Origin of the sequence: Candidatus Tisiphia endosymbiont of Ptychoptera albimana (assembly GCF_964026605.1) — a bacterium.
GTDB lineage: Bacteria > Pseudomonadota > Alphaproteobacteria > Rickettsiales > Rickettsiaceae > Tisiphia.
In genome coordinates, this window is sequence record NZ_OZ032164.1 from 1,097,064 (window position 1) to 1,112,931 (window position 15,868).

Annotated in this window: 15 protein-coding genes; 6 read left to right on the forward strand and 9 right to left on the reverse strand. The window is 33.0% G+C overall.

Annotated elements, in window-relative coordinates; all coding sequences use genetic code 11:
* Nucleotides 1–177 precede the first annotated feature (177 nt).
* Nucleotides 178–756, forward strand: coding sequence for a ribonuclease HII (locus AAGD36_RS05125; protein ID WP_341755205.1), 579 nt, complete (start codon nt 178–180; stop codon nt 754–756).
* Nucleotides 757–892: 136 nt separating this feature from the next.
* Here the strand turns inward: AAGD36_RS05125 and AAGD36_RS05130 are convergent, their stop codons facing one another.
* The 3 genes from AAGD36_RS05130 to AAGD36_RS05140 form a co-directional block, all read right to left on the reverse strand.
* Nucleotides 893–2,221, reverse strand: coding sequence for a DUF2748 family protein (locus tag AAGD36_RS05130; RefSeq protein ID WP_341755206.1), 1,329 nt, complete (start codon nt 2,219–2,221; stop codon nt 893–895).
* 171 nt (nt 2,222–2,392) lie between these two features.
* Nucleotides 2,393–3,016 (reverse strand): lipoyl(octanoyl) transferase LipB, encoded by a 624-nt coding sequence (gene lipB, locus AAGD36_RS05135; RefSeq protein WP_341756014.1) that lies wholly within the window; start codon nt 3,014–3,016, stop codon nt 2,393–2,395.
* A gap of 530 nt (nt 3,017–3,546) precedes the next feature.
* Nucleotides 3,547–4,758, reverse strand: a complete 1,212-nt coding sequence (locus AAGD36_RS05140) for an EAL domain-containing protein (RefSeq protein ID WP_341755207.1) — start codon at nt 4,756–4,758, stop codon at nt 3,547–3,549.
* An 81-nt stretch (nt 4,759–4,839) separates the two neighbouring features.
* Between AAGD36_RS05140 and AAGD36_RS05145 the strand changes: the two genes are divergently transcribed.
* The 3 genes from AAGD36_RS05145 to AAGD36_RS05155 all read left to right on the forward strand — a co-directional run bounded on the left by AAGD36_RS05145 (nt 4,840) and on the right by AAGD36_RS05155 (nt 8,309).
* Nucleotides 4,840–5,109 (forward strand): BolA family protein, encoded by a 270-nt coding sequence (locus tag AAGD36_RS05145; protein ID WP_341755208.1) that lies wholly within the window; start codon nt 4,840–4,842, stop codon nt 5,107–5,109.
* Between the two features lie 21 nt (nt 5,110–5,130).
* Nucleotides 5,131–6,543, forward strand: coding sequence for a DASS family sodium-coupled anion symporter (locus AAGD36_RS05150; RefSeq protein WP_341755209.1), 1,413 nt, complete (start codon nt 5,131–5,133; stop codon nt 6,541–6,543).
* Between the two features lie 140 nt (nt 6,544–6,683).
* A complete protein-coding gene (locus AAGD36_RS05155; protein WP_341755210.1) occupies nt 6,684–8,309 on the forward strand; it encodes a hypothetical protein in 1,626 nt (541 codons plus the stop codon).
* 124 nt (nt 8,310–8,433) lie between these two features.
* Here AAGD36_RS05155 and AAGD36_RS05160 read toward each other — a convergent pair whose 3' ends face one another.
* Nucleotides 8,434–9,360 (reverse strand): hypothetical protein, encoded by a 927-nt coding sequence (locus AAGD36_RS05160; RefSeq protein ID WP_341755211.1) that lies wholly within the window; start codon nt 9,358–9,360, stop codon nt 8,434–8,436.
* Nucleotides 9,361–9,517: 157 nt separating this feature from the next.
* Between AAGD36_RS05160 and AAGD36_RS05165 the strand changes: the two genes are divergently transcribed.
* Nucleotides 9,518–11,071, forward strand: a complete 1,554-nt coding sequence (locus AAGD36_RS05165) for a DHA2 family efflux MFS transporter permease subunit (protein WP_341755212.1) — start codon at nt 9,518–9,520, stop codon at nt 11,069–11,071.
* The gene (locus AAGD36_RS05170) at nt 11,061–11,537 is read left to right on the forward strand and encodes a Na+/H+ antiporter subunit E (protein ID WP_341756015.1); all 477 of its coding nucleotides are present in this window, start codon (nt 11,061–11,063) and stop codon (nt 11,535–11,537) included. The genes AAGD36_RS05165 and AAGD36_RS05170 overlap by 11 nt, the downstream gene beginning before the upstream one ends.
* Before the next feature lie 20 nt (nt 11,538–11,557).
* Here the strand turns inward: AAGD36_RS05170 and AAGD36_RS05175 are convergent, their stop codons facing one another.
* The 5 genes from AAGD36_RS05175 to lpxA all read right to left on the reverse strand — a co-directional run bounded on the left by AAGD36_RS05175 (nt 11,558) and on the right by lpxA (nt 15,868).
* Nucleotides 11,558–11,776 (reverse strand): hypothetical protein, encoded by a 219-nt coding sequence (locus AAGD36_RS05175; protein ID WP_341755213.1) that lies wholly within the window; start codon nt 11,774–11,776, stop codon nt 11,558–11,560.
* A gap of 13 nt (nt 11,777–11,789) precedes the next feature.
* Entirely contained in the window at nt 11,790–12,293 is a 504-nt protein-coding gene (locus AAGD36_RS05180) for an RNA pyrophosphohydrolase (RefSeq protein ID WP_341755214.1), read from the reverse strand.
* A gap of 251 nt (nt 12,294–12,544) precedes the next feature.
* A complete protein-coding gene (locus AAGD36_RS05185) occupies nt 12,545–13,903 on the reverse strand; it encodes a PleD family two-component system response regulator (RefSeq protein WP_341748317.1) in 1,359 nt (452 codons plus the stop codon).
* Nucleotides 13,904–14,220: 317 nt separating this feature from the next.
* Entirely contained in the window at nt 14,221–15,048 is an 828-nt protein-coding gene (locus tag AAGD36_RS05190) for an LpxI family protein (RefSeq protein ID WP_341755215.1), read from the reverse strand.
* 1 nt (nt 15,049) lies between these two features.
* Nucleotides 15,050–15,868, reverse strand: a complete 819-nt coding sequence (gene lpxA / locus AAGD36_RS05195) for an acyl-ACP--UDP-N-acetylglucosamine O-acyltransferase (RefSeq protein ID WP_341751114.1) — start codon at nt 15,866–15,868, stop codon at nt 15,050–15,052.

Genomic DNA, 15,868 nt, shown 5'->3' on the forward strand with positions numbered 1-15,868 from the left:
AAGAATTGGTGTTCCCTCGACCAAAGATCGAAGCTGCTCACGTACTAATGTACGCTACGCTGCTTGATTTTGCTACTGCCTAGCTCTTCTTGAAGTTATACTATCGTCTACCAACTCTTCATTTACGAGCAGTATATAAGGTGGGAATACATAGATTGTCATTTTATGGGAGGCATGATGTTTACATTAGAACAAAAATATTCAGGATTGGTAGCTGGAGTAGATGAAGCTGGCAGAGGTCCGCTAGTTGGTCCTGTAGTAGCTGCATCTGTTATCATTGATCAAACAAAAATCATACATGGTATTAAAGATTCTAAAAAACTTACTAAAACAAGGAGGGAGTTGTTATATAAACAAATAACCCAAAGCTATATTTGGTCTGTTGGTATAGTGCATCACGATGAGATAGATATAATTAATATCCTTGAAGCAACTAAAAAAGCTTGTACTATATCAGTAGCAAATCTTGCTGTTAAACCGGATACGGTATTAATAGATGGTAACATGAAATTTCACGATCCAAGATTTATTAGTATAATAAATGGCGATAATTTATCAATTTCTATTGGAGCAGCATCTATTATTGCGAAAGTTACTAGAGATCGCTTAATGCTTGAATATGCCAAAGAATTTCCGGAATATATGTGGCACAAAAACTCTGGTTATGGTACTAAAGAACATCTAAATGCTATAAGCCTTCACGGTCTCTCGCCTTATCATAGAAAAAGTTTTAAGATAAGAAGTTCTACATTATAGGCTATAGCAGGGTTATTTAAAAAAACTTGATTATACTCTTCTGCTCCTACGAATTGTTTTTTGAAAATATCATGGAAAAGAAAAATGCATTCTTAAAGCGGTTTTGCGAATGCATTTTAAACCTTTTTAAAGCTAATTATACTTCTCTGATTTGTTTAAATACTAATTTTTTTTTACTAAATATGTTTATTTTACGAAAAAAATTAGTTAGAGATCTTGGCTTTGACATATCACGTTTATAGCTTTGCTTAGTCATTAATACATAGTTAGAAATTAAGGAAGGTATAACTTCGGAATAATATACTTTATATAATCCTTGCATTGTTGCCATAGTCGTTAAATATCCCCATTTCATCACTTGTTGGGGTACTCTTGCTAGAGCTTCTATACAGGCAATTGTCTCTTCGATCTCAGGGTTACTATTTTTATAAACATCTGCGACTGGTGCTAAATTAAACTTCATATCTTCGATCATAGCTCTAATCATCAAACCCATATATTGTTCCCTTGCAAATCTCTTAATAAAGAGCAAGCCCTTCCTATTAACAGAAAATAAAAATTTCTGTTTATGGATTGATCCAAGTAATTTTGCCCAATAAACCCTTATGCCATGTACCTTGTTTTTATTATAAAATTCTACCTTTTCTTCATAAATAATCATTTGCCTCATCCCCATAGAGAGAAGATTAGCTAATAATTTATTGCAATTAATAATATCATCTTTCCTCGCCTGTTTTACATGAGGCGTTGCTTTCGTTCCAGAGAAATTTGCTGAATGACGACTAATTTGACGACCATTTGCATCTCTTTTAATATCAGCAAAATGCCCAAGTTCCTGCCCAGCTATAATTTGCAACCTAGCAACTGCTGCCCATCCATCACCATAAGTTGGGTGATTTTTATCATTTTCAGCAAATGGATTTCCACCACAGGAAACAAAGACTGCTACATTCTTACCGTCAGTACTTTGCATACCGCTATTAGAACCAGAACGTTGCCAATCAACTATATCCATCATATCACCAATATTATGGGAATAAGTAATAAATACTTGGACCTTATCATGCAATAACCACCTAATAACTATAGGATGGGCTGATTGAACAAAAAGCCTTGTTAATTTTTCAGTAACAGATTGGTCAACTGGTTGTAATTTTTGAATTTGTTTTTTCAGATCTGTATAAATCGATGCCAATTTTTTATCTGATATAGAAGATTTGTATAGATATCTTAATAACTGATTAGTTTGTTCAATTAAATTTGGCTCAGTTATTTCCTCTTTACTTACCATCAAACTAATATTGAACTTTGGATCAGAAAATCTTGCAAAATTACAACTATTATCGGTATCTATTCTAAGTTTTCCTGATTTGATTAATTGCTGAGCTAATTGTTCATATTCTATTTGCATGTCCTCAGGATAAATAGCAGGAATCTTATCAAGTATATGATAAATTGAACTCATAGGGGTATACTGCTCGTAAATGAAGAGTTGGTAGACGATAGTATAACTTCAAGAAGAGCTAGGCAGTAGCAAAGTCGAACAGCGTAGCGTACATTAGTACGTGAGCAGCGGAGATCTTTAGACACGACAACGCCAATTCTTGAAGTTCTACCTGAGTATATACTGAATATTTTAAAATATCTCAAAGACTTTATCCTTAATAACTTCATCAAACTGATCTAACGTTATATCAATACCAAGTTTCTTAAACGAGGTCATAGGCATATCTCTCAAACCACAAGCAATAATTCCGGAGAACATATCAAGATTTGTTGAAATATTTACAGCAATACCATGATATGTAACCCATTTTTTAACTCTAATACCTATTGATGCAATCTTTGCGGGTACACCGTTTTCTTTTACCCATATTCCCACTATACCACTTATAGTAAAAGCTTTAATCCCAAAATATAAAAGGCTATTTATAATCCATTCTTCTAATAGTTTAATATATAGTTTTAAATCCTTTTGCCTTCGTTCTGAGGCTAAATCAAGAATGGGGTATATTACTCTTTGTCCGCTACCGTGGTAGGTAAACTTCCCCCCCCTACCAGTATAAATTACCGGTATATCTCTAGGATTTAATAATTCATTTGCCTTAAAACTAGTACCTGCGGTATAAATATCCTTATATTCAACTAAATAAACAATCTCTTGTGAAGATTTATTGATTAAACTTGTAACCTTATCTTCCATCAACTTTACTGTGTCTTCATATTCTGAAAAGCCTGATAAGGTAACAAATTGAACCATAATATTAACCAAGGGTGAGCGAACGCAAGCAGTACATGAAGTACATAAGTACGCGAAATCCCCGCAATTATTTGCAAAAACCAATTCTTCAAAGCAGAAGAGTATATTATAATAACCTAAGTTCGATATAAGCACCAAATAAAATGCTACGCATTATGTAAAAACATAAACAAACTATTAGAACAGTTTATTAGAAGAATTAATAATTCTTCTATAGAACTGGCTTTGTCATAAGGAAAAATGCACTCTTGAAGTAATTCTGCGGGTGCATTTTAACTTTTTTCATTATTCAATATGTGATTTTAATAATTAAAATCACATATTGAATGGAGTATTATATTTTAACAATCAGGTGTAGAACTCGATAATCAAGTTTTTCCTTAACCATCATTGCGAGGAGGAGGCGATGGAATCGCCTCCTCCTCGCAATGACCTTGGTTATTTTTCTGCAACTTTTAAATTGCCATGATGAGCTTTAAAACCGCTCCTTTTTCTAACTTTCAACAGTTGTGGGGGCATCGTTCTGATGATTATTTTATTCTGTTAACCGATGCCGGTGAGAAGAAATCGCCTTGCATATTATCAATTTTTAAGTTGATTAAAAAATTGGCTATCTCCCCATTTTCAACAAATTCTGCTACAGTTTGAACGCCTAAATTCTCAGAAATTTTAATTAATCGTTTAATGAAATCTTGACTTTGTATATCGCTAGTGATGTTACGTACGTAACTACCATCAATTTTAATAATATCTATCGGTAGATTTTGTAATTGTTTAAATGAAGTAAACCCAGCTCCAAAATCATCCAAAGCAAATTTACAACCGTATTTTCTTAGTCTGTGCATAAAGGATTTTATTTGTTGGTAATGCTGATTAAGGGTAGTCTCAGTAATCTCAATAATTAACCTTCCTGAAACATCATATGTTTGTAATAGTTTTTCTGCTATCTCCAGGAGAGAAGCATCTAATATACCAATATTTGAAATGTTAACTGCAAGCACTAAGCTAGGGTTAGCATCTAGTTCTTTGATTGCCATTTCTAGCACTATTTGATCTATTATAAAAATTAAACCTTTCTTTTCAGCTTCTAGAATTATTGCTCCTACAGAAAATAGATTGTTATTTGTGTCAGGAATCCTTAGTAAACATTCATAGTAATGAATTTTCATTGTTTTACGGTCAATAACTGGCTGATAAGCAAAAACCATTGTTTTGTTTAATAAAGCTTTTCTTAAGAGATTCAGCTGCTTATTAGACTCTTTAACACACTCTATATTATAATATTTATCATACTCACGATAATAACTTTGGTCACCTTGATAAGAACCTAGCCAATTTAATAGATTATATACTTCTTCAGCTTTATTGGTAAATTTGGGAAACTCTATGCTAGCACTACTGCAATTCATATAAACTGCAGGTAATAGATCATCGACATAAAGTTGAGATAATAAATATATTTTTAGGACAACTTCCTTAACTAGATTTTGGTCTAGTGTGGGTAAAAGCAACAATATTCTATCATGCTCAATTTGTTTATAAACTGATATAGAAGGAGCAGTAATTAATTTATTACAAACTTCAGAAATAATTTTATTAAATTTGTCAATTATATAAATATCTCCTCCCATCATAGCATTCAATTCGTCGTAATTTAATAACTTAAAAGAGATACAATACCCATGCCCGGCTTTATCAAGCTCAGATTGCAAATTTCTAATTTTTGTATCTAATTTTGCCATAACCAACTAAATAATAATATTTGCTAAATACTAAAATCCCAGTAGACTTGATACAAGTAAAAGTTTTATATATATATAACTATGACCAAAATAAATAGAATAAAAAGAAAACTAGATGTGTTAAAACCACATTATTGCGAAATAGTTGACGAAAGTTACAAACATGCCAGCCATAATGGTGGCATTACTGAAAGTCATCTTAAGATCAAAATTTTTACAGCAGTTTTTATAGGAAAAAGTTTGCTAGAACAGCATAAAATAATTCACAATCTTTTAGCAGATGAACTAGCGAGCGGACTACACGCATTATCAATTGATACGAAACCCCCCACTTACCTTACTCGATCTTGAAATAAATTTATTATGCTTAATATGTGTAATTGGAACAAAAATTTACCTATTATAATGCTTGTTATTTTAGCTTGTGTAATATGGTATATACCGACCCCTGAAGGACTTGATGTTAAGGTGTGGCATCTTTCTATTATATTTATTACCACTATTGCAGCTATAATTCTTAATCCTTTACCTATGGGTGCTATAGCCTTATTTAGCATACTCTGTTGTATTCTGACGCAAACCCTTTCCTTAGAACAAAGTCTATCCGGGTTTAGTCATAGCATTATATGGCTGGTGCTGTTTGCTTTTTTTATTGCTCAGGGTTTTATAAAAACAGGCTGTGGGGAACGGATAGCTTATCACATCATTCTACTTGTCGGACAAAGTACCCTTGGTCTTTCATATGCTTTGGTAATTGTTGATTTTATACTTGCACCTTTTATTCCTAGTGTATGTGCTAGGGGAGGAGGGATAATTTTTCCTATCGCTCAGTCACTCTGCACCGCTTACTCTGATAAAACAAATTACAAAACATCCGTTTCAAACGGCGGGTTTCTCATGAAAGTAGTCTTTCAATCAAATGTGATAACTAGTGCTATGTTTATTACCTCTATGGCCGCTAATCCTTTAGCTGTTAAGTTTGCAGCTGATGCTGGGATTATAATTACATGGAGTGACTGGGCAATAGCAGCTATAGTGCCAGGCGTGATTTCTCTTGCTGTAATGCCTCTTATTATTTATTATTTACATCCACCCTCAATTAAATACGATCCATCTGCTATACAAATAGCTAGGGCAAAATTGCAAGAAATAGGTGATATATCATTGCAAGAGATTATTATGCTAATAACTTTTGTAATTCTAATTTTTTTATGGATGCTTGGCAGCAAATGGGGATTATCAGCTACTACAGTTGCACTATTGGGCGTGTGTATTTTATTATTATGCAAAGTAATTAAGTTTGAAGATGCTCTTGCAGATAAAGGGGCATGGCATACCTTTATTTGGTATGGCACTTTAGTTATGATTTCAAGTTTTTTGTCTGATTTTGGTTTAATATCATGGGTTAGTGATAAACTTAGAGACAATTTATTAAGTTTTTTCTCTCCAATGATTGGTATAATTATACTTTCTATAATATATTTTTATATACATTACTTTTTTGCCAGTACTACAACCCATATTGCTATACTTTTTCCTACTTTTCTAGCGTTATTTATGCATGCTAAAATGCCTAGTTTACTATCTGCATTGCTACTTAGTTTTTTATCAATATTATCTTCGGGTCTTACTCATTATGGACTTAGTAGTGCTCCAATATATTTTGAGACAGGATATATGAAGATCAGAACATGGTGGTATCTTGGTTTAGTTTTGAGTCTAGTATATGGCATTATATGGATTTTTATAGGCGGTATGTGGTGGAAAACACTAGGTTTGTGGTAGAATTGCTACTAGAATATATAGCAATCATTGCTGACTAATTTTATTTATTATAAAATTAGTCTTTAACCTTGTATAATTTGCTGTTAGACTCTCTTTTAAGATTAAATATGATAGGAGTCTATACCAATAGGTTATATATTATGACAGATGACAAAAAAGAATCTACGCCGTTTGAAAACCTTGAAAGTTCTGAGATAGGTAGTACTACAATTGTGCCTAAAGAGATAGAAATAGCTAATACGTTAGACAATCAAACAGTGCAACCCAAACAAAGAAAAGCAGAACTTTCCAAAAGCTTTGATGATATGGAGCTTGAACGTGAAAATAAGTTAAAACGTACTCTCTCTCAAAAATCTGTAAAAAGTAAAGATGATTTACATATAATTGAGCAAGAGAAAAGTGAAAGATTAAAATCGGTTAAAACAAATGAAGTTAAAATTTCAGATGAATTTGCAAAATCTTTAGAACAGGAAAATACAGAACCAAAGACAGAATCAAAATTTAAGAGACTTTTAAATAAAATTAAAGCTGCTTGGGATTGGACAAAGAGTACGAGGCTTTTCAAAGGTATAGAGTGGCTGTTAGATACAAAATTGGCTAAGGTGCTATTTGGTAGTGCTATAGGTCGTACTGTTACAATTGCACTTGCAGTAGTAACACTAGCCGGGGTTTCCCCTCCAGTAGCCTTGACCGCGGCTGCAATAGCATTAGCTGGAGTAACTAGCGAAATAGTAGCTGATGTTATCAAAACAAGAAGACTCCGTAAACTTGCACAAGAAAATGACCTATTGATGCAAAATCGAGGGGACATAGACAAGCAACAATACTTACTACTACTCGATCCCAAATTAGCCAAGACATTGGAAAAGAAATTACATGTCCCAAATAACCATGTTCCAAATGGCAAAGATAAACATTACCACTATGTAGATCCCAAAGTAGAAATGGCATTTAGTGCAAGCAAATTCATAGTTGATAATCTTCAAAATGCCGCTAATTTAGCGTCTAATATAACTGCTGCTACTAGTGGGAATCCTGTTAAGATTCTTACAGCACTAAAAAGTGGTACACTTTCAGCTATTTCTATGATTGGCTCAGGTGTAACTGAAAAGGACTCAGCTAACCTTACTACAGCATTTAAAATCAATATTAATGATGAACTCCGTAAGGATGATGTTGCCTATTATAGGAATTTACGAGAACTACGTGAGATCGCCCAAAAACAACATATCCAAACTGCAGCTTTGGCTGAATTAATACAAGATAAGGATTATTTTAAGTTAACCGATGAGCAAAAACAAAATAAATTTGATATATATCAACAAGCTTTAACTGAACTGATGTTTGACAAAAATTATAACAAGTTAACCGATGAGCAAAAACGAGCTACACTTCATACAACAGTCAATAAGTTTGAAGAAAAACCTAATGAAAAAGCAACTGAACCTGAAACTAAAGAAAAGAACAAAAGTAATAATATACTGACAGCAGCTGCAAAAGGTACACTAAGCCTTTTAAAAGATCTAGGTAGGACACATAATCCTTTTTATAAACAACCTAAGGTAATAAGGGATTATAGCCCATTAACAAAAGCTATGGAGGCTGCTAAAAAATCTGCTAAAGAGATCGTAACACCTGAGGTTATAGCACAGTTACGAAAAAGTAAATCTGCACCAAATTTATTACAAGAAGAAGAAAGCTTTCTTCATCGGAAAAAACTGCAGAGAAGTAATTCTATAGATAACCATAATCAACATTCTATGTGACTTACCTATACTCTTCTGATTTGAGTATACCATTACTATTACCCACATTTTTGAACTCATGGGACGTCATCCTGAAATAAATTCAGGATGTTTATGGCTTTTAAAAGATGTGGGTAATAGTAAGTTACCTACCACCCCTATCGTTCTTATTTACTGCTGGTTTTACTGGAGGAGTACTAGGTGGTGAAGTAATAGATGAAGTACTAGAACGCAAAGGTTTATTATTATCATGCTTTGCTAAATTATGCCTTAGTCTTTTTGCCTTGAATACTTCTCTACTCACTTTTTGTTCTTCTTTTAATAATTTTGCTTTCTTTTGTGCCTGTATTACTGGTGCTAATATTTCTTGTTTTCTCTGCCTGAACTCCTGTAGTTCTTGTTGTAAATCTTGTTGTTTAGGAGATGGAGTATCTTGATTTTGCGAATTATTCAAGAGTTCTTTAACAATATCAACAACCTTATCTATAATCTTTGCAAACCAGCTTTTTTCCGGCTTTATATCATCCAAAATAGCGTTTTCCTTTGGAACATCGGGTTGTTTATTATTATTGTTAATTTCCGGTGGCTTAGATGGGTTCTGCTCCTGTACCTTACGAGAATTAGCTGCTAAATTATTATTCCTTTGGCTATTATTCCTTGGGCGTGGGGCTACTTTACCTATTGGTTTTGTTGACTGAAGTATTTTTTTCTCATCTTCTTTTAATTTTTTCAGTGTTTCTTGCAAATCGTCTACAGTTGGAATTGGACCTTCCACAGTTGGAGTTGGATCTTTTTTTAATTTATTAAGTCTAGCTTCTATTTCTTGATCTTTTCGTTTACCTAATTCAGCAGATTTATTATCTAAATTAACTTCAGACTGCATTTCTTCCATCAACTTATCTACTTCCGAAGACGGAACAGAACCACCCGTTCTATCTAATGAGTCATTAATCATATCTGTCACCATCTCGGATTCCAACAATTTCTTATCTAACTCGCCAAGTGTTTTCTCAAATTTTTCATTAATATTTTGTATTTTCTTACTCAAATTATTAGATTTTTTCTTGGACATAGTAACTAACCCGCTATTTAAATACATGAATTATTATAGTTTATTCTATTAGATACTACTAAATAATTTTATCAAATGTATATTTTTTAAGATATTTGCTTGTAAGATTGTTACTTTTGTGATATAAGTTATATGCTATAATTATAGCTTATTTTCTATGCAACAAGACCTTACTCCTCCACTATCAAATAAGCAGTTACTTGCATTCTTTGCAATGATAGTGGGAATGTTTATGGCAGTGTTGGATATTCAAATTGTTGCCAGTTCTTTATCAGTCATTGCAGCCGGTCTTTCTGCTTCTAGTGATGAATTATCTTGGGTTCAAACATCATATCTTATAGCAGAAGTGATTATAATACCAATAACCGGTTTTACAGCCAAGCTTCTCTCCACTAGAATTTCTTATTTTATTGCTGCTCTTGGTTTTACCGTTATGAGTATTCTATGTTCGCTAGCCAGCAATATAGAAACAATGATTATTTTTAGAGCTTTACAAGGATTTTTTGGTGGAGCAATGATACCAACTGTTTTTAGTACAATATTTATAATTTTTCCTACCTCAAAACGCCCCGTAGTTACTGTGATAGTAGGATTAGTCGTAACAATAGCCCCAACACTTGGACCAACACTTGGTGGTTACATTACTGAAAACTTATCTTGGCATTTTATGTTTTTACTCAATGTAATACCTGGTATTTTTGTTTGTGTGGTCGTATATTTATACGCTGATTTTGATCAACCTAATTACAATTTGCTCAAGAATTTTGATTTTGTTGGCATTATTTTATTGACTGTTACTCTTGCTTCTTTGCAATATGTTTTAGAAGAAGGAAATAAGAAAGGTTGGATAGAAGATAATTTGATATTATTCCTTATCATACTAATTGTTGTTGGATTTATTATGCTAGTTATTAGAGAACTGACATTTATTAATCCAATCTTAGATTTAACAACTTTTGCTAACAAAAATTTTACCTTTGGTTGTATCTACTCTTTTGTCATAGGTATAGGATTGTATGGTGCAGTCTATTTATTACCTTTATTTTTATTTACAATAGCTGGTTTTAATACTGTACAAATTGGTTTCACCATGATGGTTACTGGTATAGCACAATTTCTGTCAGCTCCACTTGCAGGAAAAATGCTTAGTTCTGGATTAGATTTAAGAATTATTTTGGCTATCGGTCTAGCTACATTTAGTTTAGGTTGCTACCTAAATAGTTTTCTAACAGCAGATGCTAAATTTGCCGAATTTTTTTTACCACAATTTATTAGGGGACTGGCGATGATGTTTTGCTTTTTACCTACTAATAATATTGCTTTAGGCAGTATGAGTAAAGACAAGGTGGGGAATGCTAGTGGGTTGTATAATCTTACTCGTAATCTTGGAGGAGCTGTTGGTCTTGCAGTTATTAGCACCCTTCTTACAGATAAAACTAAGATTTTTAGCCAATATTTAAATGAGAATATTTCTTCCACTTCACCCTCTATTCTAATGAAATTACAATTTCTAGGACAATTATTGGATGGTAAAGTGGTTGATCCAGAAAAGGCTTCGTATTTTTGGTTAGCCAGTAATATAAATAAGGAAGCATTTGTAATTGCGATAAATAGCATTTTTGGTATTATAAGTGCATTATTTTTTGTGGTAATGATCTTTCTACCGTTTACATCAACTGTTAAAGGTGGAGGAAAGTATGATGCACACTAAAATCTTTACTTTAATTACTTTGTTATTGGTGTTGTTTGGTCTAACAGGAGTACCTAATGATATTTTTGCATTGTTGGTTTTCTTGATTATCCCCAGTATATCTTATCTTGTGGCAATAAAACTCAATTTGATCTCTGATAGGATCTATTTAAATTATCGTTCTATATTATATTTTATTTGGTTAATTAAAGAAATAGTTGTATCTAGCTTAGGAGTAATGAAGATTATATGGCGTAGAAATCTTAATCTACAGCCAGTCTTTGAGTGGATTAATTCAGAACAAAAAAACGATACAAGTCTTGTAATATATGGTAATTCTATTACTCTTACACCAGGAACTGTAACACTTAACATATCAAATAGTATGTTATTAGTTCATGCTCTAGAACAATCATCAATCGACAATCTAAAATTTGGTAATTTTACTATGAGTAAAAGAGTTCAGCACATTTCAAAGAACAACTAAAAAGAACGACTATAGTCAATTCAGGAGAATTGGATAGCAGGAGCGATGGAGCAAAGCCTTATAGATAATAGACTTACTGCATAAGTCAATCTAGTTGGTGATTTTGTCGTCGAAACTCGCCTCCGCTCCTCACGTACGTCTGTGTACACGAAGGTAGCCAGCTTCGTTTCTCCTAAAAATCCCTCAACTATCTTTGATTTATGCAGCAAGTCTAATAGGCGAGCGATCGAAGACGACATCACCAAATTCTCATCAATTGACTATATCATGAACGATAGGGGCGAATTCCTTAACTACAGCTTTGTAAAGCTTGCGTTTAAAGGGAATTATAATTGACAATAACTCATCAAACTTAGCCCAACGCCATTCCTCAAACTCTGGGTTATGAGTATTAATATTAATATCTTCGTTAGTACCGGTAAACCTAATTAGAAACCATTTTTGTTTTTGACCTCGGAAATTACCACCCCATAATTTAGGTATTAAAATTTTAGGTACATCATAGCTATACCAATATTTGCTTTCTGCAATAATATAACCTTTATTACAACCTATCTCTTCAAACATTTCTCTAAGGGCAGCAACACTAGGCGTTTCTCCTAGATCTATACCGCCTTGAGGCATTTGCCAAGCTGCTATTTTGGTATCTATTCTTTTACCAACAAATATTCTATTAGCACTATCTATTATCATCATGCCTACACTTGGCCTATATGGCAATTCACGATAACATTTATAAATAGTTTCATTTTTCATGATTTTAGGTTTTTATATGAAAGGTATACTTCTTTAAGAACTACCCTCTCATAAGCTAATTTTACAATAGACCCTTTTCGAAACTCTACTTCTGCTGGTGATTTGCACGTCGATGCGGCACTCGAATCCGTAACGGAATTAGAGTACGCTGTGGTTCGAGGTGAAGCGTCTCCTTCACACCCTTGCACATAAGCGAGTTTCGAAAGAGGTCTAATAAGTCTAGTATACCTGATTAGTCTTCATTTGTGTATCTAAATTATTCTTATCACTTTATTTCTTCCGTCCTCCTTTGCTTGATACAGAGCTTTATCGGTACGTTCTATAAAATCACTAATAGATTCCCCAATTTTGTATTCAGTTACTCCTATGGAGATAGTTTTCTTAATAGGGTCTTTTTGCGTTTTAACTTTAAAATCGATAGACTCCACTCTTGTTCTTGCCCGCTGCGCTATATACATAGCTTCGTCAATCGTTATGTCATTTAAAAGGATAGCAAATTCCTCTCCGCCATATCTAGCAACCAAGTCTGTAACCCTAAAAATACTCTTCAGAACATTAGCAATGGTTTTTAGCACTATGTCTCCTGCTTGATGACCATAAGTGTCATTAACTTGCTTAAAATGATCAATATCACACATAAGTAAGCATAAAGGTCTTTTACTATCAGTAGATTTTTTTACCATTTGCTTTATGTGTGTATCAAAATAATGACGATTAAATATGCCTGTCAAACCATCTTTGATCGACAAATTTACGCTTAACTCTAAATCATTGCGTAAAGTATCTTGGTAATGTTTTCTTTTCAATTGAGTTCTGATTCTAGCTAACAGCTCGTTTTTGTCTACTGGGTATGTAAAATAATCATTAATACCCAGCTCTAAACCTTTGATAACTATCGATGTATTTTCTTCTTCAGCTTGTAATATGAGTACCGTATCATGGAATTTAGCATCAGACCGTAGCATCACGCTTATTCTTAAAGGATCTCCTTGCTCTAATTGGCAGCTGATAATTACTAAATCCGGGGTATATTCGCTATCTTTCTCCAATTCATTAATATCAGATATTATTTTGATATTGGGGGTAAGGCTTAGAAGCATTTTATTTATGTTTCTTGCCTGCACTATATCATCGTTAACTAAAAGTATTTTACTATCTGAAAAATTATCTTTTACCTCTATAACGTCACCACCTAATTCAGCATTAGTAGTGTTTCTAAGCTTGAGTTCATCAATAACTGCCTTCATTCTAGCAAGAGATCGTACCCTTGCAAAAAGAGCAGTGTCATCAATAGGTTTTGTTAAGAATTCATCAGCTCCAGCTTCAAGACCTTTTATGCGATCCTCAGTATCAGAAAGAGCCGTAACCATAATCACTGGTATATGAATAGTGTAAGGATTAGACTTAATTCGTTTACAGATTTCAAATCCATCTATATTAGGCATCATGGCGTCAAGTAATACAATATCAATTCTATTAAGGGCAAGAACATCCAATGCATCTTTGCCGTTATTGGCAGTAAAGACTGTGTAATATTCTCCTAAAAGTTTAGCTTCCAGTAATTTAACATTTGATTCTATATCATCAACTACTAGTACATTGGCTGTCATAAAGTAATATATTTTTCTACAGACTCTTCAAATCCTTACACATAAGTGAATTTTGTAATAGGTCTCATGTTTCTTGGAAGAAATTTTTTTTTATTTTAGCATGAATTTCTCATAGCACTAAGTAATATTACTCAAATAATTTGAAGAAGATGTTTCAAAGATCAATAAAATTTGGTATAATAGCCTAGAAATTATCATTTATACGCGAAAGAATTTTATTCTGAATTTTTTGTACTGTTTTGTCAAGAAAATCAGTTACTACAATTTTATAGTAGGGGTTGTAAGATAAAATTTATTACCCTAATTCTTTAGATACACTAAATAAGTTTAATAAAAAGTCCGCATTCATTAGCGAGTTCAATAGTTCTTTCTATCTCTAGAATAATCACTTTATCTTTTTGTATGGCTAACCCTTTATAACCATAATTAGCTAAGTTACTTATTGTCTTTGCTCCTATTGTAGGTATATCAATTCTAGTATCTTGACCTTTCTTCATCATTTTAATAAGTACACCACCTGTAGAATTTTTACGTAAATATGAACATCTTTCTATTAAATTATCTGTACCCTCAGCCGCTTCAATACCTATAATATACCCATTATCAACAATTACTGACTGTCCTACATCAAGATATCCGATACTATCTAATAGCTTTATCCCCAGTTCGATATCTGTATTATCTATTCTAGATGGAACAGCTATGGTCATAACATCATTATTTGTTCTTAATATTTCATAACTAGAAACTACTTTAAACCCTTTTTCTTCTAGGAAATCTGTTACTATACTAAGAAGTTTATCATCTCCTAAAAATTTTTGTTTCAATATGCGTGCAAGTAACCTTGATCCCATTAAATCTACTTTAATTGATCGCAAATTAGGACGATTTACACTACCAGCAAAAATTATATTTTTTACATCATACTTACGAAAATATTCAATTATTGGCTTAACCATACCGATTTTAAAAAATTGGTGGGTAAAATCCTGATACAATACCGGATTTGCTTCTCCCTCCAAAGCTGCGATATAACATTGCCCACCTTGCTTAATGAAACTATTGGCGAGTGAAATTGGCAATAAGCCATTTCCTGCTATAATTCCAACTATACTCTTTTGCTTTAAAGGGTATATTTGCAACATTTTACTTACTTACCTTATCATGTTCAACTTGTCTTGGCTGGCAAAATGCTCTACTAATATCCTGTTTTATAAAAGTGATAATTTGTTCTACAATAGGATTACCTTTATATTGCTTTAAAACTATCTCAATTCTATCAGTAAAAATACCTTCGCCAATAAAAATCTCATCTACGGCTTTTATAGTATCAAGCGTTTCCTGATTATCAAAGCCACGTCTTTTCATCCCAACTAAGTTTATTCCTTCAAGAAATGCCCTTTCATTTGTAGCTAGCCCAAATGGAATCACATCTTTGCTCACTGCAGACATACCACCCACCATCGAATGTTGTCCTATACGTACGAATTGCAGAACAGCAGAAAGTCCTCCTATAATGGCATAATCATCAACTTTAACGTGACCAGCTAGGCTAACATAGTTAGCAAGAATTACATTATTACCCACAATACAATCATGTGCTATATGCACTCCAACCATCAATAAACAATTATTACCTACAGAGGTAACCATACCACCACCTTTACTACCAGCTTGAATAGTGACATATTCTCTAATAGTATTATTATTACCTATGATAACCTCTGACTCTTCTCCCTCATACTTAAGTATTTGAGGGGGCTGACCAATAGAAGCAAATGGATATATAACTGTATTAGCACCAATTTTTGTTTTTCCCTCTATAACTACGTGTGATTTTAACTCAATATTATCTGCCAAAACCACATCCGACCCAACAGTACAAAAAGGACCGATTCTGACATTTGCACCAATCGAAGCCTTTGGATCTACTATGGCAGTTACGTGTATAGCTGATAAAGTCAT